This is a genomic window from Micromonospora taraxaci, from assembly GCF_007830095.1.
Lineage (GTDB): Bacteria > Actinomycetota > Actinomycetes > Mycobacteriales > Micromonosporaceae > Micromonospora > Micromonospora taraxaci.
In genome coordinates this window covers 5,724,728-5,747,925 of record NZ_VIWZ01000001.1, presented here as the reverse complement: position 1 = coordinate 5,747,925, position 23,198 = coordinate 5,724,728, and the positions used below count along the sequence as shown (strand labels likewise).

General features: G+C 73.0%; 21 protein-coding genes. 8 read left to right on the top strand and 13 right to left on the bottom strand.

What is annotated here, in order from left to right:
• Nucleotides 1-53 precede the first annotated feature (53 nt).
• Genes FHU34_RS26000 through FHU34_RS25985 form a run of 4 tightly spaced genes read left to right on the top strand, consistent with a single transcriptional unit; the run spans nucleotide 54 to nucleotide 7,675 of the window.
• A complete protein-coding gene (locus FHU34_RS26000; protein WP_145784856.1) occupies nucleotides 54-3,236 on the top strand; it encodes an ABC transporter permease in 3,183 nt (1,060 codons plus the stop codon).
• Nucleotides 3,233-5,941, top strand: coding sequence for an ABC transporter permease (locus FHU34_RS25995; RefSeq protein WP_145784855.1), 2,709 nt, complete (start codon nucleotides 3,233-3,235; stop codon nucleotides 5,939-5,941). Before FHU34_RS26000 ends, FHU34_RS25995 begins: the two co-directional genes overlap by 4 nt.
• Before the next feature lies 1 nt (nucleotide 5,942).
• Nucleotides 5,943-6,938 carry an ABC transporter ATP-binding protein gene (locus FHU34_RS25990; protein ID WP_145784854.1) on the top strand — a complete coding sequence of 332 codons (996 nt, stop codon included), beginning with the start codon at nucleotides 5,943-5,945 and terminating at the stop codon, nucleotides 6,936-6,938.
• A 17-nt stretch (nucleotides 6,939-6,955) separates the two neighbouring features.
• Complete coding sequence (locus FHU34_RS25985; RefSeq protein WP_145785810.1) at nucleotides 6,956-7,675, top strand: ABC transporter ATP-binding protein; 720 nt, start codon at nucleotides 6,956-6,958, stop codon at nucleotides 7,673-7,675.
• A gap of 280 nt (nucleotides 7,676-7,955) precedes the next feature.
• On the opposite strand, the gene FHU34_RS25980 is transcribed toward FHU34_RS25985, so the two are convergent.
• Together FHU34_RS25980 and FHU34_RS25975 are read right to left on the bottom strand one after the other, a co-directional pair.
• Nucleotides 7,956-8,468 (bottom strand): hypothetical protein, encoded by a 513-nt coding sequence (locus FHU34_RS25980; RefSeq protein WP_145784853.1) that lies wholly within the window; start codon nucleotides 8,466-8,468, stop codon nucleotides 7,956-7,958.
• A 25-nt stretch (nucleotides 8,469-8,493) separates the two neighbouring features.
• On the bottom strand, nucleotides 8,494-8,946 hold the full coding sequence (locus FHU34_RS25975) for a GNAT family N-acetyltransferase (RefSeq protein ID WP_145784852.1): 453 nt from the start codon (nucleotides 8,944-8,946) through the stop codon (nucleotides 8,494-8,496).
• 73 nt (nucleotides 8,947-9,019) lie between these two features.
• Between FHU34_RS25975 and FHU34_RS25970 the strand changes: the two genes are divergently transcribed.
• Nucleotides 9,020-9,532, top strand: a complete 513-nt coding sequence (locus FHU34_RS25970) for a potassium channel family protein (RefSeq protein ID WP_145784851.1) — start codon at nucleotides 9,020-9,022, stop codon at nucleotides 9,530-9,532.
• Here the strand turns inward: FHU34_RS25970 and FHU34_RS25965 are convergent.
• Complete coding sequence (locus FHU34_RS25965) at nucleotides 9,459-11,030, bottom strand: alpha/beta hydrolase (RefSeq protein WP_145785809.1); 1,572 nt, start codon at nucleotides 11,028-11,030, stop codon at nucleotides 9,459-9,461. The two genes, FHU34_RS25970 and FHU34_RS25965, sit on opposite strands and share 74 nt — an antisense overlap.
• A gap of 58 nt (nucleotides 11,031-11,088) precedes the next feature.
• The gene (locus FHU34_RS25960) at nucleotides 11,089-12,204 is read right to left on the bottom strand and encodes an ATP-dependent DNA ligase (RefSeq protein ID WP_145784850.1); all 1,116 of its coding nucleotides are present in this window, start codon (nucleotides 12,202-12,204) and stop codon (nucleotides 11,089-11,091) included.
• A 136-nt stretch (nucleotides 12,205-12,340) separates the two neighbouring features.
• Between FHU34_RS25960 and FHU34_RS25955 the strand changes: the two genes are divergently transcribed.
• Entirely contained in the window at nucleotides 12,341-12,553 is a 213-nt protein-coding gene (locus tag FHU34_RS25955) for a hypothetical protein (RefSeq protein ID WP_099851492.1), read from the top strand.
• A 131-nt stretch (nucleotides 12,554-12,684) separates the two neighbouring features.
• The gene (locus FHU34_RS25950; RefSeq protein WP_145784849.1) at nucleotides 12,685-13,107 is read left to right on the top strand and encodes an SRPBCC family protein; all 423 of its coding nucleotides are present in this window, start codon (nucleotides 12,685-12,687) and stop codon (nucleotides 13,105-13,107) included.
• On the opposite strand, the gene FHU34_RS25945 is transcribed toward FHU34_RS25950, so the two are convergent.
• Entirely contained in the window at nucleotides 13,082-13,576 is a 495-nt protein-coding gene (locus FHU34_RS25945) for a GNAT family N-acetyltransferase (RefSeq protein WP_145784848.1), read from the bottom strand. The genes FHU34_RS25950 and FHU34_RS25945 overlap by 26 nt on opposite strands.
• A gap of 95 nt (nucleotides 13,577-13,671) precedes the next feature.
• Here FHU34_RS25945 and FHU34_RS25940 point away from each other — a divergent pair, with 95 nt between their 5' ends.
• Nucleotides 13,672-14,175, top strand: coding sequence for a DUF1990 family protein (locus FHU34_RS25940; protein WP_145784847.1), 504 nt, complete (start codon nucleotides 13,672-13,674; stop codon nucleotides 14,173-14,175).
• A gap of 30 nt (nucleotides 14,176-14,205) precedes the next feature.
• Here FHU34_RS25940 and FHU34_RS25935 read toward each other — a convergent pair whose 3' ends face one another.
• The 8 genes from FHU34_RS25935 to FHU34_RS25900 form a co-directional block, all read right to left on the bottom strand.
• Complete coding sequence (locus tag FHU34_RS25935; protein ID WP_145784846.1) at nucleotides 14,206-15,126, bottom strand: DNA-3-methyladenine glycosylase family protein; 921 nt, start codon at nucleotides 15,124-15,126, stop codon at nucleotides 14,206-14,208.
• Between the two features lie 126 nt (nucleotides 15,127-15,252).
• Nucleotides 15,253-15,900: a hypothetical protein gene (locus FHU34_RS25930; RefSeq protein ID WP_145784845.1), complete on the bottom strand. Its 648-nt coding sequence runs from the start codon at nucleotides 15,898-15,900 to the stop codon at nucleotides 15,253-15,255.
• A gap of 203 nt (nucleotides 15,901-16,103) precedes the next feature.
• Nucleotides 16,104-16,886: an anti-sigma factor family protein gene (locus FHU34_RS25925; RefSeq protein WP_145784844.1), complete on the bottom strand. Its 783-nt coding sequence runs from the start codon at nucleotides 16,884-16,886 to the stop codon at nucleotides 16,104-16,106.
• Nucleotides 16,883-17,575, bottom strand: a complete 693-nt coding sequence (locus FHU34_RS25920; RefSeq protein WP_088990817.1) for a sigma-70 family RNA polymerase sigma factor — start codon at nucleotides 17,573-17,575, stop codon at nucleotides 16,883-16,885. The genes FHU34_RS25925 and FHU34_RS25920 overlap by 4 nt, the downstream gene beginning before the upstream one ends.
• 146 nt (nucleotides 17,576-17,721) lie before the next feature.
• Complete coding sequence (locus tag FHU34_RS25915; protein ID WP_145784843.1) at nucleotides 17,722-18,579, bottom strand: spermidine synthase; 858 nt, start codon at nucleotides 18,577-18,579, stop codon at nucleotides 17,722-17,724.
• A gap of 16 nt (nucleotides 18,580-18,595) precedes the next feature.
• Nucleotides 18,596-19,564 (bottom strand): hypothetical protein, encoded by a 969-nt coding sequence (locus FHU34_RS25910; protein WP_208745078.1) that lies wholly within the window; start codon nucleotides 19,562-19,564, stop codon nucleotides 18,596-18,598.
• A complete protein-coding gene (locus tag FHU34_RS25905; protein WP_145784842.1) occupies nucleotides 19,561-22,035 on the bottom strand; it encodes an AAA family ATPase in 2,475 nt (824 codons plus the stop codon). The genes FHU34_RS25910 and FHU34_RS25905 overlap by 4 nt, the downstream gene beginning before the upstream one ends.
• Complete coding sequence (locus FHU34_RS25900) at nucleotides 22,035-23,183, bottom strand: exonuclease SbcCD subunit D (RefSeq protein WP_088990813.1); 1,149 nt, start codon at nucleotides 23,181-23,183, stop codon at nucleotides 22,035-22,037. Before FHU34_RS25900 ends, FHU34_RS25905 begins: the two co-directional genes overlap by 1 nt.
• Between the last annotated feature and the right edge of the window lie 15 nt (nucleotides 23,184-23,198).

The following is a 23,198-nucleotide window of genomic DNA, read 5'->3' as shown; positions in this document are numbered from 1 at the left end:
TAGGTCGCCTGTCTTGATGGTCGTCGGCCCGCCAGGGCCAGGGGAGGCGTCGGATGAAGCTGGTGTGGAGGCGGGCCCGCGAGGCGCGAGGGCTGTTGGTCGCGGCGGTGATCGCCGCCCTCGTCGCCGTCGCGTTGGTCACCGGGCTGTCTGACTACAACCGGCGGGCGGTGGACGCCGGGCAGCGAGCTCTGGTCGCCGCCTCGCCGGCCGAGGAGCGCGGGCTCCTGGTCAGTGGGTCCGGTGGACGTGACGCGGCGGAGTTCGCCAACCGGGACAAGGCGGTCCGCGCGGAGTTCGCCGACGGGCTGGCGGGTGCCCCGGTCACCGTCGCCGCCGGCCGGTACGGCACCGGCCGGGAGCTGACCGGCGACCTCGGGCAGGTTCCCCGTCCGGACGACGAGCCGGTCTTCGCGAACCTGGCCACGCTCGAGGACCTCGCCGGCCACGCGGAGTTGACCGCCGGAGCCTGGCCCCGCCCCGGCGCGAACCCCGTCGAGGTGAGCCTGCCGGAGCGGGTCGCCGGCACGCTGGGCCTCACCGTCGGCGAACGCATCCCGGTGCGTGACCGGGCCACCGAACGGCGCGGTGAGCTGGTGCTCGCCGGCACCTGGCGGCCCCGCGACCCGACCGACGCGTACTGGCTGCTGGCCCCCGGGGTCGGAGCGGGCAGCGCCGGTTCCGGCACCTCGTACGGGCCGTTCACGCTCGACCCGGCTGACTTCGTCACTACGTTCCCGGGCTCGGTGTCGGCGTCCTGGCTGGCCCAACCGGACCTCGGCGGCGTCGACACCGCCGACCTGCCCGCCGTGCGGAAGGCCCTGACCGAGGCGACCACCGCGGTGCCCGAGGCAGCTCAGCTCGGCAGCTCCGGGCAGGCGGCGACGAAGATGGAGACGCTGCTGGACCGGATCGGCCGCGCCGATCTGGTGGGTCGTTCCTCGCTGGCCACCCCGCTGTTGCTGATCCTGGTGCTCGGTGGGTACGCGCTGGTGCTGGTCGCAGCCCTCCTGCACGAGGACCGCCGCCCGCAGACCGCGCTGCTGCGGGCCCGCGGCGCCGCCCGCCGGCAGTTGGCCGGCCTGGCCGCCCGGGAGGCGACCCTGGTGGTCGCCCCGGCCGCCGTGCTCGGTCCGCTGATCGCCGGTGAGGCGCTGCGGTACATCCGACCCGGCGGGTCGGCGTCCCTCTACACCGCTGGCGGCAACAGCACACTGGTCTGGGCGGCAGCGGCGGCCACCGCAGCCGGCTGCCTGGTCGCCATGGTCCTCCCGACGCTGCGCGGCGCCGGCACGTACGTCGCCGACATGGCGGCCCGATCCCGGCCGAACCGGTCGGCGAGCGTCCAACGCGCGAGCGTCGACCTGGTGCTCGTGGCGCTCGCCGTACTCGCCTGGGTGCAGCTCCGCCGGTACGCCTCGCCGCTGGCCGGCTCGGGTGGCCAGCTCGGGCTCGACCCGCTGCTGGTCGCCGCCCCGACGCTCGGCGTACTGGCCGGTGCCGTGCTGGCGCTGCGGGTGCTCCCGCCGCTCACCCGGTTCGCGGAGCGCTTCGTCGACCGACGCCCCTGGACGGCCACCATGTTCGGCATGTGGCAGGCCGGTCGGCGTCCGCACGCCGGCCCGGTCCTGCTGCTCGCCCTCGCCGTCGGCGGCAGCACCCTGGCCTGGTCGCTGATCAGCACCGGCGAGCGGTCCCAGGTCGAGCAGGCCGGATACACGGTCGGCGCCGACGTCCGGATTACCGAACGGGCCGGCGTCGCCCCGCCGAACAGGGCCGCTCAGCTCGCCACGCTGCCGAGCGTGGACCGGGTGCTGCCGGCGTGGCGGGACGAGGTGCGGGTCGGTCGGCAGAACGTGCCGGCGACCGTGATCGGTGTCGACCCGGCCAACGCACCCGGGACCGTGCGCCTCGCCGACCGCCTCGCCGACGGGCCGGCCTCGGAGCAGTACCAGCGGATGGTCGGCGCGCGGGCAGCAGCCGGGGGCGTCGAGCTACCCGAAGGCACCCGCACGATCACCGGCACGGTCCGTACGCCGGTGGGTAACGCGTACGAACCGCACCAGATCTCGGTGGCGCTGCTGGTCACCAGCACGGAGGGCCTCGCCTTCCGGCTGCCGGCGGTTGCCGCCCCCAGCGACGGGCGGGCCACCCGCTTCACGGTCCAGCTACCCGACGTGGGGGGAGCGCGGCTCCGGGTGGCCGGGTTCGAAGCCGACGGCGGGCGGGTGGCCGGCGACTCGTACGGGTTGCAGGTGAGCGATCTGAAGGTGGTCGACGCGGCCGGTACGGCTCGCCCTGCCGACCTCACCGGTGAGTGGGCGACGACCTGGGCCCGCGGACCGCGCCTACCGGTGACGGTGAGCGGCAGCGGATTCGTGACCACCCGCCCGGCGGAACGGCAGCCGGAGTGGGGGCGCATGGACCAGGAGTCGACCCGGTTCGTTGTCGTGCCGGCCCCGAAGGCGGCCGTACCGGTGCTGATGACCCCTCAGGTACGCGAGGCGCTGAGCCTGCGCGTCGGCGACACCGTCGACCTCACGCTCTCCGGGGCGACGTTGCCGGTGCACCTGGTCGGTGAGCTGAGCGCCGTGCCGACCACCACCGCGGCCGGCGTGCTGCTGGACCTGCCCGCGGCGGTCGACACGCTGATCCGTACCGACGGGACGGTGCGACCGGTGCCGGAATGGTGGATCGGGGCCACCGACCCGACGGCCGTCGCCCGGGCGGCCAGCGAACTGCCGGGCGTCACAGTGCTCAACCGGGAGGCGGTCATGGAGGCGGCCGCCGACGACCCGTACTGGCAGGGTTCGCGTACCGGGATGCTCGCCGCTGCGCTCGGCGCGGTGCTGCTCGCCCTCGTCGGCCTGATGGTGGACGTGTGGGCCACCGCCCGTCGGCGGCTCGGCGAGTTCGCGGTACTGCACACCCTCGGCGCGACGCCCCGGCTGATGGCCCGGGCGCTGCTGGCCGAACAGACCTTCCTTGCCGGCATCGGCGTGGGAGTCGGGTTGCTCCTCGGTGCCGCGGTCGGCGCGACCATGGCTCCACTGGTCATCCTCACCCCGGCCGCCGGCCGACCGATTCCCCCGGCGACGTTCGTGTTGCCCTGGGTTCCGATCGGTCTGACCGCGGTCGGTCTGCTGCTGGCGGCGCTCGCCTTCAGCGCGTTCATCGCCACCGGCATCCGTCAGCGGGTGGCGGCGGTGCAGCTGCGAATCGGGGGAGAACGATGAGCGTCGGCGCGGCCGTCCGGCGGGTCCGGACGTACGGCGGGCAGTTCCTGCTCCTGGCGGTGCTGACCCTGGTGGTCACGCTGCTGATCAGCGGGGTGCCCCGACTGGTCAACCGGCTCGCCGAACAGGGGTTGCGAGCGCAGTTGGTCAGCGAACCGGCTGCCCGCCGGGACCTGTCGTACACCACCGGGGTGGTCGACGCACCCCCCACGGCGACGGTCATGGGCAACGCCCGGGAACGGTTCGACGCCCTGGCCGCGACGATGCCGTCGCAAATTCGCTCGGCCGTGGCCGAGCGGTGGTACAACGCGGACATCACGCCGGCCCGAGTGGTCGGACCGGACCTCAAGGCCCGCAACCTGCTGGTCGACCTGGGCCTACGGACCCAGCCCGACATCCAGAACGCCAGCACACTCGTCGACGGGGCGTGGCCGAGCGAGACGTACGTGCCGGACCGGCCCATCGAGGTGGCGCTCGACGTCGACGTGGCCCGCAAGCTCAACCTGCGGTCCGGCAGCCAACTGCGCATCGGCAACGCCGACGACAAGGGTCGGCTCATCGACGGCGTTCCGCTGGTGGTGGCCGGGCTGTTCCGCCCGGTCGACCGTGCGAACGGCATCTGGGACGGGCTGCCACAGCTGCTGCAGATCATCGAACCGGTCGGGGACGGCCAGCCGTTCACCATCGTCGGCGTTGTCGCACAGTCGACCCTCAACAAGCGGGCCGCCGAGGGCTGGCCGGTCCAGTCGAACTGGCGGTACCGACTGGGTGTCGACCAGATCGACGCACAGAACCTGGACCAGATGATCGACGGTCTGCAGCAGATGCAGCGCGAGAAGCCGGCGGACCTCACGTTGACCCAGGGCGTCGACGTCCCGTTGCGCGCGTTCGCCGCCCAGATCAACGCCGCCCGGACCCTGCTCGCGGTGATCGCGGCCGGCGTACTGGCCACCTTGGCGGGACTGATCGTGCTCGCCGCCAGCCTCGCCATCCGTCGGCGTCGCTCCGAGTTCGTGCTGCTGCGTGCCCGTGGCGGCGCGGCCACCGCCGGAGCCCGCCGCAGCCTCGCCGAATCGGTGCTGGTGGTGCCCATCGCCGCCGCGCTGGGCTGGTGGCTGGGCACCCTGTTCCCCGGTGCCCCGGACCCAACCACGCCGTACGTCATCGCGGCGACAGTGCTCGTCACGCTCGCACTGCCGCTGGCGACGTTGGCCGTACCGGCCGGCGGGGCGTCCCGACGGGACCTGATCCGGGTACGCCCGTCGGCCCGTCGGCTCACCGTCGAGGTCTCCCTGCTGGTGCTGGCCGGGCTCGCCGCGGTGCTGCTGCGCCGACGTGGCCTCACCCTGGGTGAGGTGGACCCGCTGCTGGTGTCGGTGCCGGTGCTGCTCGCGATCGCCGCCGCGGTGCTCGCGCTGCGGGCGTACCCCTGGCCGTTGTTGCTGGTCAGCCGGCTTGCCGCGCGGACCAGGGGCAGCGTCGCCTTCCTCGGCACCGCGCGAGCCGGGCGCGCGGCGGTCGCCGCCCCGCTGGTCGTCGTGGTGCTGGCGATCGGCACCGCCGCGTTCTGCGCGGTCGTCGCCGCCGGAGTCGACGCGAGCCGGGACCGGGCCGCCGAGCGGCTCGTGCCGGCCGACGCGGTGATCCGCGGCGAGCGCTTCGCCCCCGACACGATCGACGAGATGGGTCGCCTGCCCGGGGTCCGGGCCGTCACCCGGGTCGTGTACCAGGAGGACGAGCGGCTGGCATCCGACGAGGTCGGCACCGACGCGCGGCTCGCCCAGACGGACGTGCTGCTGGTCGACGGTTCGGGACTGGACACTGTGGCCCGCGAATCCGATGTGGACCTGTCCGTGCCGGACGCGGTGCGCACCGCTCGGCCCGGCCCGGGGCCGCTGCCCGCGATCGTCTCACCGGCGGTCGCCGCCGACCTGGCCAAGGCCGGGCTGGGCGATTCCGCCTTCATCTCGGTGCAGGGGCAACGGTACGAGTTCCGGGTGGCCGGCACCGAGGACGATTTCCCGCTGGTGTCGGAGAACGCCGATCGTTTCGTGATCCTGCCCTGGCAGGCACTCCCGACGCGGACCACCACACCCGCGCCGTCCAGCCTGCTGATCGCCGGCGACTCGCTGGACGCGGAGGCGCTGCGCCGGGCCGGCGACCAGGGGCAGGAGCGCTATCAGCGCAACGGTGCCTTCAGCGGTCGGGACCGGCTGATCGGGGTCACCGTCGACACCCGGGCGGACGTCCGCCGGGATCTCGGTGACGGCGGGGCGAACGGCGTGTTGGCGTTCGGGTTCGTGGCCGGCGCCGTCGGCGGCAGTGTGCTCGGGCTGCTCGCCATCGCGTTCACGGTGCTGGCCGGGGCGCGCGCCCGGGGTCAGGTGCTGTCCCGGCTGCGGACCCTCGGCCTGTCCCGCCGACAGTGGCGAGGGCTGCTGCTGGTCGAGTTGGCCCCGCTGGTCGCGGTGTCGGTGCTGACCGGTGCGCTGGTCGGCGCGGTGCTGCCCCTGTTGCTCAACCCGGTGCTCGGCCTGTCCGCGTTCACCAGTGGTGTGCCAGTTCAGGTGGCCTTCGAGCCCAGCCTGGTCGCCGCGGTGCTCGCGCTCGGGGCGATCGCCCTCGGCTTCGCGGTCGCCGTCGAGGCTTTGAACAACCGCCGGTTGCGCCTCGGAGAGGTGCTTCGGCTCGGAGAGGAGAGCTGAGATGACCGCTACCGCCCAGACTCCACTGGTGCCGGACCTGGCCGCCCTGCAACAGCGGGCCGCGCAACGCGCCGCCGAGCGGGCCGGCGGGCAGGACCGACTGCGTGGCCACATCGTCTGTGACGGCCTGGTGCGCATCTTCAAGACCGAGGGGGTGGAGGTGGTCGCCCTGCAAGGGCTCGACCTGGTCATCGACCGGGGTGAGCTGGTGGCGATCGTCGGTGCGTCCGGCTCGGGCAAGTCGACCCTGCTGAACATCCTTTCCGGTCTGGACACGCCGACCGCCGGCATCGCCCGGGTGGCCGACTACGACCTGCTCTCGCTGTCCGCCAAGCGGCGGCTGAGCTACCGGCGGGAGCTGGTCGGGTTCGTCTGGCAGCAGACCGGTCGCAACCTGCTGCCGTACCTCAACGCGCGGGAGAACGTGGAGCTGCCGATGGAGCTGGCCGGCAAACTGGGCCGGAAGGCCCGCCGGCAGCGGGCTGACGAACTGCTCGACATGGTCGGCGTGGGCTACTGCGCCGACCGGCGGCCGGGTCAGCTCAGCGGCGGCGAACAGCAGCGGGTCGCGGTGGCGGTGGCAGTGGCCAACGACCCGGAGGTGCTCTTCGCCGACGAGCCGACCGGCGAGTTGGACGAGGCGACCGGCGCGGACGTCTTCGGGGCGCTGCGCACCATCAACGCCGAGCTGGGCGTGACCATCGTGGTCGTCACCCACGACCACGCCGTGGCCACGCAGGTCCGTCGGACCGTCGCGATCCGCGACGGCCGGACCGCCTCCGAGGTACGCCGGACCGCTCGGATCGGCGCGGACGGCAACACCGAGCTGGTCAGCGAGGAGTACGCGGTGCTGGACCGCAACGGCCGGATGCAGCTACCGGCTGCGTTCGTCGACGCGCTCTCGCTGAAGGAACGGGTTCGGCTCGACCTGGAGCCGGACCATGTGCAGGTACGGCCCGGTGACCGGGCTTCGGACGAGCGGGGGGCACGGGCATGAGCCGTCGGGACGTGGTGATGACCGGCGCTGGCGGTTTCGGTGGTGTGCCCTCGGAGCACCCCGGCGAGGTGGTCCGGGTCAGTGGGGTGAGCCGGACCTTCGGCCGGGGCGAACGTGCCGTGCACGCGGTGCGGGACGTCTCGTTCACGGCCAACCGTGGCGAGCTGGTCGCCGTCCGGGGCCGGTCCGGCGCCGGCAAGACCACCCTGCTGAACATGGTCGGCGGGCTGGACCGGCCGGACAGCGGTCAGGTGGTGGTGGCCGGGCACGACGTCACCTCGGCCGGTGAGGCGGAGCTGCTGCGGCTGCGCCGCGGCACTGTCGGGTTCGTGTTCCAGACCTTCGGGCTGGTGCCGATCCTCTCGGCCGCCGAGAACGTGGGCGTGCCGCTGCGACTCGCGCAGGTGCCGGCCGCCGAGCGGGAGGAGCGCGTCGCGGTGCTGCTGGAGCTGGTCGGTCTGGGCGGACACGCGGCGCAACGCCCATACGAACTGTCCGGCGGGCAGCAGCAGCGGGTCGCGGTGGCCCGCGCGTTGGCCAACGAGCCGGACCTGCTCATCGCCGACGAGCCCACCGGTCAGCTCGACTCGGAGACCGGCCGGTCCATCATGGACCTGCTGCGCGCGGTGGTACACGCCCGTGGCATGACGGCGCTGGTCGCCACGCACGATCCGGCCCTGATCGACCTGGCCGACCGGGTGCTGGTTCTGCGCGACGGCCGCCTGGTCGACGGCTGACGGACGGCGCTGGCTGACGGCGGCGGTGTCTGCTGAGGGCGGCGGTGCTGGCTGGTGGCGGCGGTGCTGGCTGGTGGCGGCAGTGCCGACTGAAAGCCGCTGCGCCGGGCTGTCGGCTGGTCGGGCCGGCGAGCGCGCTGACAGGCGCATGATGTCCGCGCTCGCTGTGGAGCTGATGTCGTGAACGAATCGCGGTCGGTGAATCGTTTACGGCATCAGCTCCACAGTGTCCGTGCGAGGGTGCTGCCCTGGGGCCAGCATCGGTGCCGACTCCATCCGGTCAGACCTGGTCGCCCTCAAGCTGGTCTCCCCGGAGATGGTCGCCTCCAAGCTGTGTGGCCGGTTGCCGGTTGTCGGGGAGCGAGCCGGCGAGCGGGATCAGCAGGCAACCCACCAGAGCCAGCAGGGTGCCGGCGCCCGGACCGGTCGACAGCAGCGTCTCGTCGGCGTAGGGCTCGTCGGCCAGGAACAGCCAGAAGACCCCGGTGAGGCTGCCGCAGGCCAGCACGTTGGAGACCAGCATTCCCAGGCTGGCCTGCCGCCACGCCCACCGATGCCGACCACTGTTAACGAGCGACAGCACCGCGAACACGGTGGAGAGGCCCGCGAGCGGGAGTACCGGGATCAGCAGGGACGTGCCGGGGGTGTGATCCGTGCCGCTCGGGTAGACGGAACGCCAGGCGGGCAACGAGAAGGCGCAGGCGACCAGGAGGACACCGACAGCCAGGAGCGCCCCGGCCGCCCGCCGCCGTGTGCGCGTCCGCGCGGTGCCGGGCGACGTCGGCGCGCTCATGGGCCGACACTAATGCCGGCTCTGGTCAGAGAGCGAGCTTCATGCCCTCGTGACTGGCTACGAAGCCCAGGCCCAGGTAGAAGCGGTGCGCGTCCGCGCGGGTCTTGTCGGTGGTGAGCTGCACCAGGGCGCAGCCGCGCTGCCGGGCCTGGTCGATCGCCCACGCCATCAGGTCCCGGCCCAACCCTTGGCCGCGACGGTCGGAGCGGATCCGGACCGACTCGATCAGTGACCGCTCGCTGCCGTGCCGGCCGAGGCCCGGGATGTAGGTGATCTGCAGGCAGCCGACCAGTTCACCGTGCTGTTCGGCCACGATGAGCTGGTTGCGCGGGTCCGCGGTGATGTCGGCGAACGCCTTCTTGTAGGCCTCGTCGACAGCGGTGAAGTCGCGGGCCTTGCCCAGGACGTCGTCGGCGAGCAGGGCGATGACGGCGGGCAGGTCAGCCCGGACCGCCTCCCGGTAGGTCACGTCGGTCATGCGGTGAGCCTGGCACAGCGAACCTGACCGATGGGTCTGCGCCACTTGCGGTCGACGGGCAGCATGGGGCGGCATGGAGCTAGTGCTGCTGCCGTTCCGCTGGACATACCGGGCGTTGGTGTGGTTCGCCAACTCGCCCCGCACGCTGATCACCTCGTACCTGCTGATGATCGTGGTGGCCGGGGTGATCTACGGGGAGGTCGAGCAGCGCAGCCCGGCCGACGCGGTCTGGTGGGCGGTGGTCACCGCCTCGACCGTCGGGTACGGCGACATCTCCCCGACGACCTGGGCAGGCCGTACGCTGGCCGCGCTACTCATCTCGACCATGGTTCTGCTGGTTATTCCGCTGATCACCGCACACTTCGCGAGTCGGCTCATCGTCGACGACAACGCGTTCGAGCATGAGGAGCAGGAGCAGCTCAAGGCCGACGTGCGCCAGATGCGGGCGCTGCTGGAGGAGTTGGCCGCCCGGCAGGGGATCGAGGTGCCTCCGTTGCCGCCGGCCCAGCCGGTCAGCGGGCCGGGCAGCGTAGGCCCTCGCGGGGGACGGTCAGGTCGAGCAGGTACGCGTCGACCGCGTTGGTGATGCAGGAGGTCTGCGGGTAGGCGGTGTGCCCCTCGCCCTCCCAGGTGAGCACCCGGCCGACGCCCAGCATCGACGCCAGGCGCGGGGTCTGCTCGTAGGGCGTCGCCGGGTCTCCGGTGGTGCCGACCACCACGATCGGCGGTGCGCCGTTCGCCTTGCCGGTCGGGTACGGGTCACGCCCGCCCGGCCACTCGACGCAGCTCAGCATGCCCACCGCGAGAGCCGGCCCGAACAGCGGATATTTTCCACGCCACTCCGACTGCAACTGCCGGATCTGCTCCCGGCTCGGCTTCTCCGTCTCGTCGGCGCAGTTGATGGCCAGGTTGGCGTCGAACAGGTTCGAGTAGTGGCCGTCGTCCTCCCGGCCGGCGTACGAGTCGGCGAGCCGGAACACGTCCTTCGGGTCGCCCTCGCCCAGCCGGTCGATCGCCTGGGCCAGCTCCTGCCAGCCGGACTCGGTGTAGAGCGACGAGATGACCGCGTAGAACACCCAACCGGCGGTGGCCTCCCGGCCGTCGCTTCCGCGTACCGGAGAGACTTTGGCCTTGTCGATGGCCGAGGTCACCGCGGCGCGCGCGTCCGGCGCGACCGGGCAGCGGCCGGCGTTCGCCGCGCACCAGCGGGTGAAGTTGGTGAAGGCCCGTTCGAAGCCGCGGGCCTGGCTCTCCGAACCCTCCACCAGCCGCTGCTGCGGGTCGACCGCGCCGTCGAGCACCAGCGCCCGCACCCGCTGCGGATAGAGCTGGGCGTACGTGGCGCCGAGCAGGGTGCCGTACGAGTAACCGAGGTAGGTGAGCTTGTCGTCGCCCACTGCGGCACGCACCGCGTCCATGTCGCGGGCGGCCTGCTCGGTGCCGTACAGCGGCAACTGGTCGCCGTACCGGTCGCCGCAGCCGCGCCCGATCCGCTGACTCAAACCGACGAAGTCGTCGAACGCCGTCTGGCTGGACGGGTCCGGGTCGAAGCCGAAGCTGGCGTCCAGGTCGGCGTCGGAGATGCACTTCACCGGGCTGGACCGGGAAACCCCACGCGGGTCGAAGCCGACGATGTCGAAGCGGTCGGTGATCGAGGTGGGCAGCCCGCCGAACTGGGTGCCGAAGGACAGGTAGACGGCGGTGTCGACCCCGGACCCGCCCGGGCCGCCCGGGTTGACCACCAACGAGCCGACCCGGTCGCGCTGCTTGGTGGACCGGGCGCGCAGCAGGGCGATCTCGAAGGTCTGCCCGGCACCCGGGCCGGCCGTCGCCCCGGCGCCGGTGCCCCAGTCGCGCGGCACCGCGATCCTTGCGCACTCGTAGCGCATGTCCGGAGCACCACGCCCGACCAGCTCCTCGGGCACCTCCGGGCAGGGCCGCCAGGTCGGCGTGCTGCCGGTCGGCGCGGCTTCGCCCTGCGCCTCGGTGCGCGGGGCGAACGCCGGCAGAGTGCAGCCGGCGGTGAGGAGCGCGGCGACGACGAAGGCGGCAAGGGTGCGCCGGGCCCGGCGACGGGACGCCATCCGAGAGCGGTCGGCGGTGCGGGTCACGTGATCCTCCGAGGTCGGGTCGACGGCCAGGCTACGCCGCGCCGGTGGCGGCCTGGTCCACGGTGGCCGTCGGATCGCCGCGCAGCACCTGGTCCACATCGAAGCGGATCGGGCGGTCGAGCTGGTCGTAGCGGCAGGATCGGGGATCGCGGTCCGGGCGCCAGCGGACGAACTGGGCGGTGTGCCGGAACCGCTCGCCCTCCATCGCGTCGTAGCCCACCTCGACCACCAGCTCCGGGCGCACCGGCTCCCACTCCAGGTTCTTCGTGCCGGTCCACCTGCTCACGCCACCCGGGATGCGTTGGCCGCGTTCGTGATCGCCGTGCACCCACGGGTGCTCGCCGCCGATGTCCCGGTAGGGCGCCAACTCGTCGAGCAACTCGGCCCGGCGAGCCATGCTGAACGACGCGCTGACCCCCACGTGGTGCAGGACCCCGGAGTCGTCGTAGAGGCCGAGCAGCAGCGAGCCCACCACCGGGCCGGACTTGTGCCAGCGGAAACCGGCCACCACGGCGTCGGCGGTGCGGGCGTGCTTGACCTTGAACATGAGCCGTTTGCCCGGCTCGTACGGCAGGTCGGCCGGCTTGACGATCAACCCGTCCAGCCCGGCGCCCTCGAAGACGTCGAACCACCGACGGGCAGTGTCCGGATCGGTGGTGACCTGGGTGACGTGCACCGGCGGCCGCACCCCGGCCAGCGCCTCGACCAACCGCTCCCGGCGGCGCGGGTAGGGTTGGTCGAGCAGGGCCTCGTCACCGATCGCCAACAGGTCGAACGCCACGAAGTCGGCCGGAGTGGTCTCGGCCAGCATCTTGACGCGGGACGCGGCCGGGTGCACGCGCTGGGCGAGCAGCTCGAAATCCAGTCGGGGCTGACCGCTCGGCCCGTCGCGGCGGATCACGATCAGCTCACCGTCGACAGCGCACCGCTCGGGCAGCTGCCGTCGGGCCTGCTCGACGACCTCGGGGAAGTAACGGGTCATCGACTTGCCGCCCCGGCTGGCCAGCTCGACCTCGTCGCCGTCGCGGAACACGATGCACCGGAAACCGTCCCACTTGGGCTCGTAGGTCACCCCGGGCGTGGTGGGCAGCTTGGGAACGCTCTTGGCCAGCATCGGCTCGACCGGAGGGTTGATCGGCAGGTCCACGGCGACCAGTCAATCAGACGGTACCGACAGCCGTGAGGCAGATCACCGTGGGTCGCGGGGTGGCGTGTCCGCCGCTGCGCCTCCTCGTCCTGACCGACCGAATCGAATAACCGCAGGTCAGAGCTACTTTCGCGAGGTGTCCGAGTGGGTTTGTGACTGCTGTGGGCGGTGGCGGGTGAGCGTCGAGCTGATCCGGGGCCGCTACCGCTACCGGCTGACCCGCCGTTACCCGGAGCGGTTCGGCGGCGGGCGCAACGTGCTCGGCGAGGTCGGTTCGGTGCCGGAGCTGGAGGAACTGCTGCGTCGGCGTACCCCGTTGAGCCTGGCCGACCTGCGCGAAGCCGCCTGATCTCACCCGCCAGCGGTCAGACGGCCCGGAGGATGACCGACCACCCGGCGGATTCCGGCGTCACGATCCACCCGGCAGCCTCGTCTGCATGCGTGGCGGACGCCGGACGGCGCCGCCGGGGAGGGGACGCGATGCGGTTCGAGGCCGATACGGAGATCGACGCCGACGTCGAACAGGTCTGGGCGGTGCTCGTCGACGTGCCACGCTGGCCGGAGTGGACGGCCTCGGTGTCCCGCGCCGAGCGTGGCGAGCCGGGACCGCTCGCCGTCGGCGCGACCGCACGACTGACGCAGCCGAAGCTGCGGCCGGCGGTGTGGCGGGTCACCGAGCTGACCGAGCGGCAGGGGTTCGTCTGGGTCTCCGACACGGCGGGCGTGCGGACCACGGCGGAGCACCGATTGGTGCCGCTGCCCGGCGGGCGCACCCGCGTCGAACTTGCCTTCGACCAGTCCGGGCTGCTGGCCGGCCTGATCGGCTGGCTGTACGGCGGGATGCTCCGCCGCTACGTGCGGATGGAGGCCGACGGGCTCAGGCGTCGGAGCGAGCAGGGCTGACCGCCGGCTTCTCCAGCACGGCCAACGGGACACCGTTCGGGTCCGGCCGGTGTGCCACGATCCGGTAGCCGTGCCGCTGGTACAGCCGCAGGTTTCGGGCGCTGTCCGCGCCGGTGAACAGGGTGAACCAGGCCACCTGCGCGGCGCACGCCTCCTCGATCGCCGTGAGCAGCCGGGCGCCGACACCCCGACCCTGCTGGTCCGGGGCAACCGAGAGACGCCCCACGTGCGCGGTGTCCTCGACCAGGTGGGCCCGCACCGAGCCGACCAGCCGGTGCCCCCGCCGGGCGGCGAGGACGACGTCCGGGCCGGTCAACACCGCCACCACCTCGTCCAACGTCTCGGTCAACGGCGGCAGGAACGGGTCCGCGTAGTGCTGCGCCTCGGTCAGGTACGCGGCCCGCTGCACGGTGAGGATCTCACCGGCGTCCGCGACACCGGCCCTGTCGATGATCGCCTCGACGCTCATCGACGTAGCACACCACAACCGCCGTCAGCGCCGACCGGCGGCCCGGCCACGCCGACCGTACGCTGGCGGTGTCCGGTCGAGGTCGAGGGGGAGTGGTGGCCGAGCTGACGTACCCGCAGGTGGGGGCGACCCGGCACGGGCCACTGCCCGGCGGCTACCACCACCTGCGCCACCGGTCCCCGTTGCCGGCCGGCTGCTTCGAGACCGCGGCGGAGGCGGTGCTGAGCTGGCGGCTGCATCGCGCCGCCGGCGTCCGGATGCGTACCGACGCCCCGCGAGCCACCGAGGGAGTGCTGGTGACCGCCGGTCTGGGCCTCGGCCCGGCCCGCCTCTGGGGGGCGTGCCAGGTGGTCTGGAGCGAGGACTCGGCCACGCTCGCCGGCTTCGGCTACGGCACACTGCCCGGACACCCGGAGCGGGGCGAGGAGGCGTTCGTGGTCGGCCGCGAGGACGACGGCGCGGTCTGGTTCGAGGTACGCGCGTTCAGCGTGCCGGACCGCTGGTTCACCCGTGCCGGGGGTCCGGCGGTCCGGTTCGTGCAGCACACGTACGCGTGGTGGCTCGGCCGTACCCTGCGCCGACTCTGCTCGGGCCGCTGACGCACCACGCCGGGACGCCCGCCGTTCGCGTCAGTAGCGGGCGAACGAGCGGATCGGGGCACGGGGGCCGTACTTCGGGGCCTGGATGCCGGCGGCCTCCAGCAGCAGACACACCCGGCCCCGGTGGCCCCGGAACGGCTCCAGCAGGGCCACCATCCGGGCGTCGTCGCCCCTCGGTTCGCCGGCGAGCGCCCAAGCGACAGTGTTCGGGATGTGGAAGTCGCCGACGCTCACCGCGTCCGGATCCCCGTACGCGATCCGGACCACCTCGGCGGCCGTCCACGGCCCGATGCCCGGGATGGCGGTCAGCCGACGGGTGGCGTCGGCGGCGTCGGCGCTGCGCTCCAACCGGTCGGCGAGCGCTGCGGCGCGCCGCAGCGTGTCCGCCCGGCGCTGCTCGACTCCGAACGGGTGGAACACCCAGTACGGGGTGGCGGCCACCGCGGCGGCCTCGGGTGGCAGGAGCAGCGGCTGCAACGGACCCGGTGCCGGTTCCCGGAAGTGCCGCACGGTCGCCGAGTACGCCCGGTACGCCTCCTTGCCGGTGACCTTCTGCTCGAAGATCGCGCGCAGCAGCCGGGGGAAGACCTGCCCGGTCGTCGGCATCCGTAGCCCTCGGTGCTCGCGGGCCAGCCGGGCGACCAGGGGATGTGCCGCGGCCAGTTCGGCGAAGCCGGTCAGGTCGTCACGAAGCCCGGCGATCGCGTCGGCGCGGTCCAGCACGTGCTCGGCGCCCGGCCCGTAGGCCTCCGCCAGCAACTCGCCACCGGCGGACCGCAGGGCGAGGGTCGCCGGGCCGTCCGGGGTGCGGGTGGCCCACCAGAAGGTGCCGGCGGCGACACGGGCGCACGGGTCGTACGGGCTGAACGTGAGCGCACGGACCGAGGCCGCCAGCCGGTATCCGACCGGGGGATGAAACACCCTGGTCGCGGCGGGTTCGGTAGCGGTCACCCGCCCACTCTGCCACGTGCCGGACGGGACGTCGGCACCACCGGTGTGCCGACGTCCCGCGTACGACCGGTGGTCGGCCGCGCCCTCCCCGGCGACGACCGACCACCGTGACTCGTGGTGTGGGTTCTAGTACGAGTAGCCCGAACCCCCGGAGTCGCTCGCGCCGCTGTCCGACGGCGGGGCGACCGGCTTCGGCGTGGAGGTGGGCAGGCAGCTCAGGTTCTTCTTGCCGTCCGGCTGGACCACGAACCAGGTGCCACCGACGGCCTGGCCCTTCCACTGGCCGGGCTTCTTGTCACCGATGTAGCGGTACACGGGCCACCCACCGATGGTCAGCTGCCGGGTGCCGTCCTGGCGGGTCACGCTGCTGACCTTGTCGTCGGAGACGCCGGTGAGCTGCGGGTTGCCATCGGTCAGCGCCGGGGGCCACACCTCGGCGCACTTGTCGACGCAGTTCGACGACGGCGGGTCGGCGGTGTCCTTGTCGAAGCGGTAGAGGATCCAGCCGTCCTCGTCGGTGACCACCTTGCCCATCCGGGCGACGCTCTTGCCGGTCAACTTCTCGGTCAGTTCGACGTTCGCGGGCGGCGCGTCGGCGGCCGGCGCCTCCGCGGACGCCGAGGCCTCCGGTACGACCGACGCGGTGGGCTCGGCCGCGGCGACGGCGACCGGCTCGACCGCGCTTGAGTTCGCGGGGTCGTAACCTGCGGGAGCGCAGGCCGTAAGTGCGACCATCGCGCTCGCGACGATGACGGACCGCTTCATCTGTGCCACGTGCCCTCCTCATTCTTGGCAGTTCACCCATAGGTACGGGATCTGGGCTGTCAAGGTTGAAGAAGTAACAGTGGTCAATTTCACGTTCTTTGATTGAACCGAATCGGGTGGAAATCCGTACGCCCCTGCACGGCGATCTTCCCACAACGACAGATCGGCACCGGTCATTGTGATAATGACCGGTGCCGATACGGTACGCGAGACTACATGGGCACGGTGACCAGCGGACTCGCCACACCGTTGGCGTCGACCGACTGCACCTGGAGTTGCTTGATGTCAGCCACCACAGCAGACGTCGAGGCGCTCAACTCAAGACCCTGCGGGCGGGCATTGGTGCCGTAGCCACCATCCGGAACCGACCAGGTCGAAATCACCTCGGGGTCGGCGTTCTTGCGCACCACCACCAGCCGGCAGACACGCGGGCCGGGCAACTTCCGCAGGCTGAAATTGATCCGGGTGCCGTAGTCCCGCTTCACCAGGAACACGGTGGTCTGGACACCAGTCGTCGGGTCGGTCGCGTCGACCTGGTCACCCTCCTCCTCGGTGCCACCCACACCCGGCCCACTCGGCGGAGCCGTCGGCCCACCCGTCTGCGGGTCGCTCGGAGCACTCGGCGTCGAATCGGCGAGCACCCCCGGCGCCGGATCGTTGCCCGTCACGCTGACGAACCCGTACCCGGTCAGACCGCCGAAGACCACCACCGCGGCGGCGGTCGCCAACATCTGACGGAACCGGGTACGCCGACGGTCAGCCCGGACCGCGCCCAACGTCCGGTTCAACAGCGCCGGGTCGGTGGCGGTCTGCTCCATCGCCATCATCGTCTCGCCGTCGATGTCGGAGAGCAGCCCCACCACCGGAACCATCGTCTCCAACTCCGCCGCGCACGCCCAGCAGGTAGCGAGATGCTCCTCGAACCGCTCGGTGTCCTGCTCGTCGAGCACGCCGAGCGCGTACGCCGCGACGTCCATGTGGTCCGGCCGGCTCATTCTGTCACCCCCCGCTCCTGCAGAGCCGTACGCAGCGCGCGCAGCGCGTAGTAGACCCTCGACTTGGCCGTGCCGAGCGGCAGCCCCAACTCCTCGGCGGCCTCCGGCACCGTCCGCCCCCGGAAGTACGTCGAGATCAGGATCTCCCGGTGCGACTGACTGAGCGTACGCAGGGCGTCCGCCACCGTCATCGTGCGTAGCACCCGGTCGGTGCTGTCCGCCTCGGCGAACGCGGTGAGGTCCCGGTCGTACGTCTCCGGCGGCCGGGCCTCCTGGCTGCGGTGCTCGTCGATGGCGATCCGTCGGGCCACCGTGACGAGCCACGGTCGCAACGAGCCCTGCCCCTGGGTGCCCAGGCGGTGCGCGTTGCGCCAGGCCCGCAGCAGCGTCTCCTGGACGATGTCCTCCGCGCGCTGCCGGTCCCCCCCGGTGAGACGCATGACGAACATCAGTAGTGGACCAGCGTGCTCCGCGTAGAGCAGCTTGATCAGTTGGTCGGAATGGCTGGCCTCGGTTGTCGTCGCCTGATGGCGTCCGGGCGCCGGTCGCGGCGTCACCGGACCATTCTGGCGAGACGTCGCGCGCGCGTCGACCCCCCGGGCAGACGAGGTCGGCCGCGACGAGGACCGCGCCGACAACCAGTCAGCGCGTACCGCGTCGCCATGCCAGCCGGCCGCCACCGCATGCATGCAGACCTCCGGGGGTTTCCGTCACCAACGTCGGCCCACGAGGCGGGCCGCCCGGTGGTACGCACCGCCGCCCCGAACGGATCAACGAACCGCGGAAAAAAATTCTGCGTCGCTGCCGGAGCGCACAGTCAGTGCGCGGCGGACGGTCAGCGGCGTACCGAGAACAGCCCCGGCGGAGGGGGATCGGACCCTGTGGCGTCGGCGTCCCGGACGACCTGCGCACCGCCGGCGAAGCGCTCCAACTCGTCGCCGGCCACCACCCGACCCGGGAACCAGTCGCCGGCAGCGCGCCGGGTCAGCTCCGGCACCGGCGGTGTGGTCCGCCCGGCGACCAGCACCAGGTTCCCGTACCGGCGGCCACGCAGCACCGCCGCGTCCCCCACCAGACATGCCTGCGGCAGCACCGAGCGGACCGTGGCGACCTGCCCGCGCGCGTGCCGCAGCGGCGGACCGTCGGCCAGATTCGCCAGATACCAACCCGCGGGGCGGAGCACCCGGGCCACCTCCGCCGCGTACTCCACCGACGTGAGATGAGCCGGGGTACGCGCACCGGCGAACACGTCGGCGACCACCACGTCGAAGCTGGCATCCCGGGTGGAGGCCAGCACGGCCCGGGCGTCCTGCACCCGGACCCGCAGCCGCGCGTCGGACGGCCACGGCAACGCCCGGCGCACCAACTCCACCAATGCACCGTCCACCTCGGACACCCGCTGGGTCGATCCGGGCCGGGTGGCGGACACGTACCGGGGCAGGGTCAGGGCCCCGCCACCCAGGTGCAGCACCCGCAACGGCTCACCGGCCGGCGCGATCAGATCCACTGCGGCGGCGAGCCGCCGGACGTACTCGAACTCCAGATGGGTGGGATCGGTCAGGTCCACATGCGACTGCGGCGCGCCGTCCAGCAGCAGCGTCCACGAACCCGCCCGGTCCGGGTCCGGAACGAGTTCCGCCTGCCCGGTGTCCACCTGCTCGACCACCCGGTCAGCCGCCCGTTTACGTCCCATCGCGACAGGTGCCCGTCTACCGCGCCGCGCGGGCCGCGGCGGTCAACGCGCGGTGCAGCAGCCGGGAGTCGCCGAGCAGGGCACGCAACCGTCGTTCCAGACCGGCGATCGGGATCAGGTTCTGTGGAGCCCGCGGATCCTTGTACGGCGTGGAGGCGAAACGCGGCAGGGTGACCAGCGACAGATCGGCCAGCTCGATCGCCGCCTCGACGGGCAGGTCGGCCGAGCACTCCACCCGGACGATGCCCGCCCACGGCGCGCCGATCGCCACCGGCAGCCGCAAATACCACGACCAACCACCCCAGGCGGTGCCGAGCCGGAACACCGGCGAGCGCTCACCCGACGCCAGCCCGACCACCACCGCCGTCAGCCGCGCATCGAGGTACTGGCTGTGCTGGGTCTTGATGTAGCCCAACGTGCGCGGCAACTGCCGGCGACTCCGCAACGGGCCGTCCACCACCAGCAGGTCACCGTCGACCCGGGCGGCGTCGGACACGGCCACCTCCAACGCCGTCAGCGGACCCTGCACCGCCGCCGGCAACTTCCCCAGCTCACCGGTGCCACCCACCCGGTGCACCGGATAGCGGATCGCACCCGCCACCACGTCCTGCGCCGACGGGCTCGCCGTGAACAGACCCCGACCGACCCGGGTGCCGGCCAGCTGCGCCGCCCCCCGGCCCAGGTCGCACCGCACCACCCCGGCCGCGTACGAGGCGGCCAGCCCGGGGAACGACAGGCCGTCCGCCTCCGCCGTCCAGATGCTCGCGTCGATCCGGCGAACCCCGTCGACCAGCAGCACCACGTCGGGCGCGCGGACCCCCTGGCGTACCCCGATCGCCCGCCAGTCCACAGCGGGCAGCTCCGCGTCCGCGTCGACCTGCGCGCTGCTCGGCGCGGCAGGCCCGGCGGCGGACGCCTCGAACGACGCCCCGTACGCCGGATCCCACGAGTCGACGAAGAACGCGGCGTCGCCCCGCACGCTCACCGGCCCGTCCGTTCGATCCGCGACGAACGCGCGTCCTTACGCACCTCGAAGCGGACCGGAATCCGCTCGGCCAGCGCCGGCACGTGGGTGACCACACCGACCATCCGGTCGCCCCGCGCGGCCAGGTTCTCCAGGGTGGCGGCCACCGTGTCCAGGGTGGCCGCGTCGAGCGTGCCGAAGCCCTCGTCCAGGACGATCGACTCCAGACTCGCCGCCGTTGTCGACATCCCGGCGAGCTGCTCGGAGAGCGCCAACGCCAACGCCAACGACGCCTGGAACGTCTCACCGCCGGACAGGGTGCGCACGCCCCGGCGCAACCCCGCGTCGTGGTGGTCGACCACGAGGAACTCGCCCTTGTCGTGCACCAGCTCGTACTGGCCGGACGACAGCTCCCGCAGGATCCCCGACGCGCCGTCGACGAGCAGGTCCAACGCCTCCGCCAGCAACCAGCGCTCGAAGTTGTTGGCCCGCAGGTGCCCGGCCAGCGCACGGGCCACCTGCGCCTCCCGCTCGTGCACGGACCGCTGCTCGCGCAGCGCCCCGGCCTGCTCGCGCCGCTCGCGCAGCCGTCGCCGGTCGGCGTCGGCCCGCTCCACAGCGACCGTCGCGGCGTGCACCGGATCGTCACCGACCGGCACGTCGACGGCCGCGAACCGGTCGGCGATGTCGCGCTGCACGGCGCCGGCCACCGCCTCGGCCTCGGTCACCGCCAACGCCCGACCGGCCCGGTCGGCGCGGCGGCGGTCCGCCTCGGTGGTCGCCCATCCCGTCAACGCGGCCCACGCGGCGGCAACGTCCTCCCGATCGGTCGCCGGCGGGCCGAACCGGGCCAACCCGTCTCGGGAGGTGTCGAAGGCCCGCCACGCCGCCCGCAACCGCTCCTCGGCGGCGTCCACCCCCGCCCGCGCCTGACGCGCGGCCTCACGGCCGGACCGAACCGCTGTCGCCGCCTCCTCCAACGCGCCCCGCAACCTGGCGTGCTCGGCCAACACCCGGCGCAACACGGCCGGCTCCGCCGCGCCGTCGAGCTGACCGTCCAGCTCGGCCAACCGGGCGTCCACCTGCTCCTGCCGGGCCCGCGCCTGCACCAGCAGCCGCTCCAGGTCACGCGCCGCCGCGTCGCGCTGCTGCACCGTCGCCTGCGCCGCCTTGGTCGCGGCCCGCGCCGCCTTGCCCGCCGCCGTCGCGGCCGCCACCGCCGAGTCGGCCGGCACGTCCGGCACCCGCGTCACCGGCTGCTCGCAGACCGGGCAGGGCGCGCCGGCATGCAGGTGCACCCGCAAGCTGACCGCCAGGTCGGTGGCCTTGGCCTCCTCGTGCGCCCGGAACGCCGCCTCCAACTCGGCGTCGGCCCGCTCGGACGCCACGCGGGCCTCGGCCAGCGCGGCCACCGCCGTGGCATGCTCGTCGTTCGCCGCGCCCACCGCCGCGCGGACCGTGTCCGCCTCGCCGGACAACCGGTCCCGATCGTCGTACGCCCGCAGGAGCAGCCGCGCCGCGCTCTCGTCGCCGGCACCGGCCAGCTCCCCGCGCAGCTTCTCCTCCCGCTCCTCCGCCAACGACACAGCGGTCGCCGCGGCCTCGGCCTCCGCCCGCGCCGCGGTGACCGCGCGCGCCACCTCGGCCACCCCGCCCGGCGCGCGCACCCCGGTCAGCACCCGCAACTCGTCGTCGAGGGCGGTCAGCGCCGCCGCCGCCTCCCGCGCGGCGGCCCGAGCCGCCGTCAGCTCCGGCACCGCCGCCGTCACCGCCGCCGCCAGCCCCGCCATCCGCTCGACCCGCGCATCGGCCTCGGCCAACGCCTCGTCGTCCACGCCGGTGAGCCCGGCGAGCACCTGGTCGACCGCGTCGAGTTTGGCGTCCGCCTGCGTGGCCCGCGCCGTCGCCCGCTTCTGCACGTCCTCGTAGACGCCCAGGCCCAGCAGGTTGACCAGGATCTGCTGCCGCGTCGCCGGCTTCGCGTGCAGGAAATCGGCGAACTGCCCCTGCGGCAGCACCACGCAGCTGGTGAACTGCTCGTACGGCAGCCCCACCGCGTCCAGCACCGCCTGCTCCATCTCGGCGGGGGTGCCCGCCACCACCTCACCGAGGTCGTCCGGGCTCAGACCGGTGTCCAGTTTGGTGACGTCGAAGCCCGCCGGCATCAACTGCAACCCGGCGTTCGCGGTCTTGACGTTGCCCCGGCCGTCCCGGCGGACCACCCGGGTCGCGACGTAGCGGGCCCCACCGGACTCGAAGACCAACCGCACCCGCGCCTCGGTCGCCGACGGCGCGAGGGCGTTGGCCAACCCCCGTGCGCCACCCCAGCGGGGCACCATGCCGTAGAGCGCGAAGCAGATCGCGTCCAGCACCGTGGACTTGCCCGAACCGGTCGGGCCGATCAGGGCGAAGAAGTCGGCGTCCGTGAAGTCGACTGTCGTCTCGTCCCGGAAGACCGTGAAGCCGGCCATGTCCAAGCGCATCGGACGCATCAGTGCTCGACCTCCTCGAAGAGCTCGTCGAAGAGTTCCTGGACCCCCTCGTCGGCGTGACCCCGACTGTCCAGATAGTCGGCGAACAACTCCCGGGGCGAACGCCCCGACCGCTGTGCGATGCGGGCGCCGCTGCCCGGCGCGGCCAACAGCTCCGGGTCGATCCGGATCTCCAACGCCCGGGGCAGCAACTCCTGCACCTCCTCGCGCAGGCCGGCGCGGGGTTGCTCCCGCACGTACACCCGCAGCCAGGCGTCCGGCGCCTCGATCTCGGCGAGCTGGGCCAGGGTGCCCCGCACCGTCCGCAGCGCGCTCGCCGCCGTCACCGGCACCTCCCGCACCCGGGCGGCCGTGCTGGCCGTCACCTCGACGATCGTCACCGACGGGACGTTCTCCTGCTCGCCGAAGTCGACAGCCAGAGGGCTGCCGCTGTAGCGCACCGGGCAGGGGCCGATCACCCGCTGCGCCCGGTGCAGGTGGCCCAACGCCACGTAGTGCGCTGTCGCCGGGAAGACGGTGGCCGGCACGGCGTAGCCCAGCACCGTGTGCGCGTCGCGTTCGCCGCCGCCGGTGGACGCGCCCGTCACCGTCAGGTGCGCGGTGACCAGGTGCACCCGGTCCGGTTCGGTGAAACCCTCGGTCAGTCGCCCCAGCACCCGGCCCAGGTGGTCGGCGTACGTCTGGTTGGTCTCCGCCGCGGTCAGCTCGTACATCTCCAGCGCGCGCACCGCGTACCGCTGGGACAGGAACGGCAGCGCGGCCAGCCGCCACCGCTCGCCGCCGGCGGTGGTGCCATCGATGACGTGCTCATCCGGGTTTTCCCGCACCCCGCCGCGCAGCGTGATGCCGGCGGCCTCGGCCCACGGGCGGAGCGCGTCCAACGCGGGCCCGTTGTCGTGGTTGCCACCGATCGCCACCACGTCCGCGCCGGTGCGGCGCAGCGCCGTCAACGCCCGGGTGACCAGCCGGGTCGCCTCCGAGGTGGGCGCGGCGGTGTCGTAGAGGTCACCGGCGACGATCACCAGATCCGGCTGCTCGGCACGGGCGATATCGATCACCCCGGCCAGCACCGCCTTGTGCTCCTCGGCCCGGGACTGCCCCTTGAGCACCTTTCCCACGTGCCAGTCGGAGGTGTGCAGGATCTTCATGGCTGTTGCCGGCCC

What these genes read in the sequence shown, in the direction of transcription:
- FHU34_RS25950 (WP_145784849.1), top strand. Translation starts at nt 12,685, where the DNA reads ATGCGGTTCGAGGCCGATACGGAGATCGACGCCGACGTCGAACAGGTC.
- FHU34_RS25970 (WP_145784851.1), top strand. Translation starts at nt 9,020, where the DNA reads ATGGAGCTAGTGCTGCTGCCGTTCCGCTGGACATACCGGGCGTTGGTG.
- FHU34_RS25905 (WP_145784842.1), bottom strand. Translation starts at nt 22,035, where the DNA reads ATGCGTCCGATGCGCTTGGACATGGCCGGCTTCACGGTCTTCCGGGAC.
- FHU34_RS25980 (WP_145784853.1), bottom strand. Translation starts at nt 8,468, where the DNA reads ATGAGCGCGCCGACGTCGCCCGGCACCGCGCGGACGCGCACACGGCGG.
- FHU34_RS25925 (WP_145784844.1), bottom strand. Translation starts at nt 16,886, where the DNA reads ATGAGCCGGCCGGACCACATGGACGTCGCGGCGTACGCGCTCGGCGTG.
- FHU34_RS25920 (WP_088990817.1), bottom strand. Translation starts at nt 17,575, where the DNA reads ATGCATGCGGTGGCGGCCGGCTGGCATGGCGACGCGGTACGCGCTGAC.
- FHU34_RS25900 (WP_088990813.1), bottom strand. Translation starts at nt 23,183, where the DNA reads ATGAAGATCCTGCACACCTCCGACTGGCACGTGGGAAAGGTGCTCAAG.
- FHU34_RS25965 (WP_145785809.1), bottom strand. Translation starts at nt 11,030, where the DNA reads ATGGCGTCCCGTCGCCGGGCCCGGCGCACCCTTGCCGCCTTCGTCGTC.
- FHU34_RS25975 (WP_145784852.1), bottom strand. Translation starts at nt 8,946, where the DNA reads ATGACCGACGTGACCTACCGGGAGGCGGTCCGGGCTGACCTGCCCGCC.
- FHU34_RS25990 (WP_145784854.1), top strand. Translation starts at nt 5,943, where the DNA reads ATGACCGCTACCGCCCAGACTCCACTGGTGCCGGACCTGGCCGCCCTG.
- FHU34_RS25945 (WP_145784848.1), bottom strand. Translation starts at nt 13,576, where the DNA reads ATGAGCGTCGAGGCGATCATCGACAGGGCCGGTGTCGCGGACGCCGGT.
- FHU34_RS25995 (WP_145784855.1), top strand. Translation starts at nt 3,233, where the DNA reads ATGAGCGTCGGCGCGGCCGTCCGGCGGGTCCGGACGTACGGCGGGCAG.
- FHU34_RS25985 (WP_145785810.1), top strand. Translation starts at nt 6,956, where the DNA reads ATGACCGGCGCTGGCGGTTTCGGTGGTGTGCCCTCGGAGCACCCCGGC.
- FHU34_RS25915 (WP_145784843.1), bottom strand. Translation starts at nt 18,579, where the DNA reads ATGGGACGTAAACGGGCGGCTGACCGGGTGGTCGAGCAGGTGGACACC.
- FHU34_RS26000 (WP_145784856.1), top strand. Translation starts at nt 54, where the DNA reads ATGAAGCTGGTGTGGAGGCGGGCCCGCGAGGCGCGAGGGCTGTTGGTC.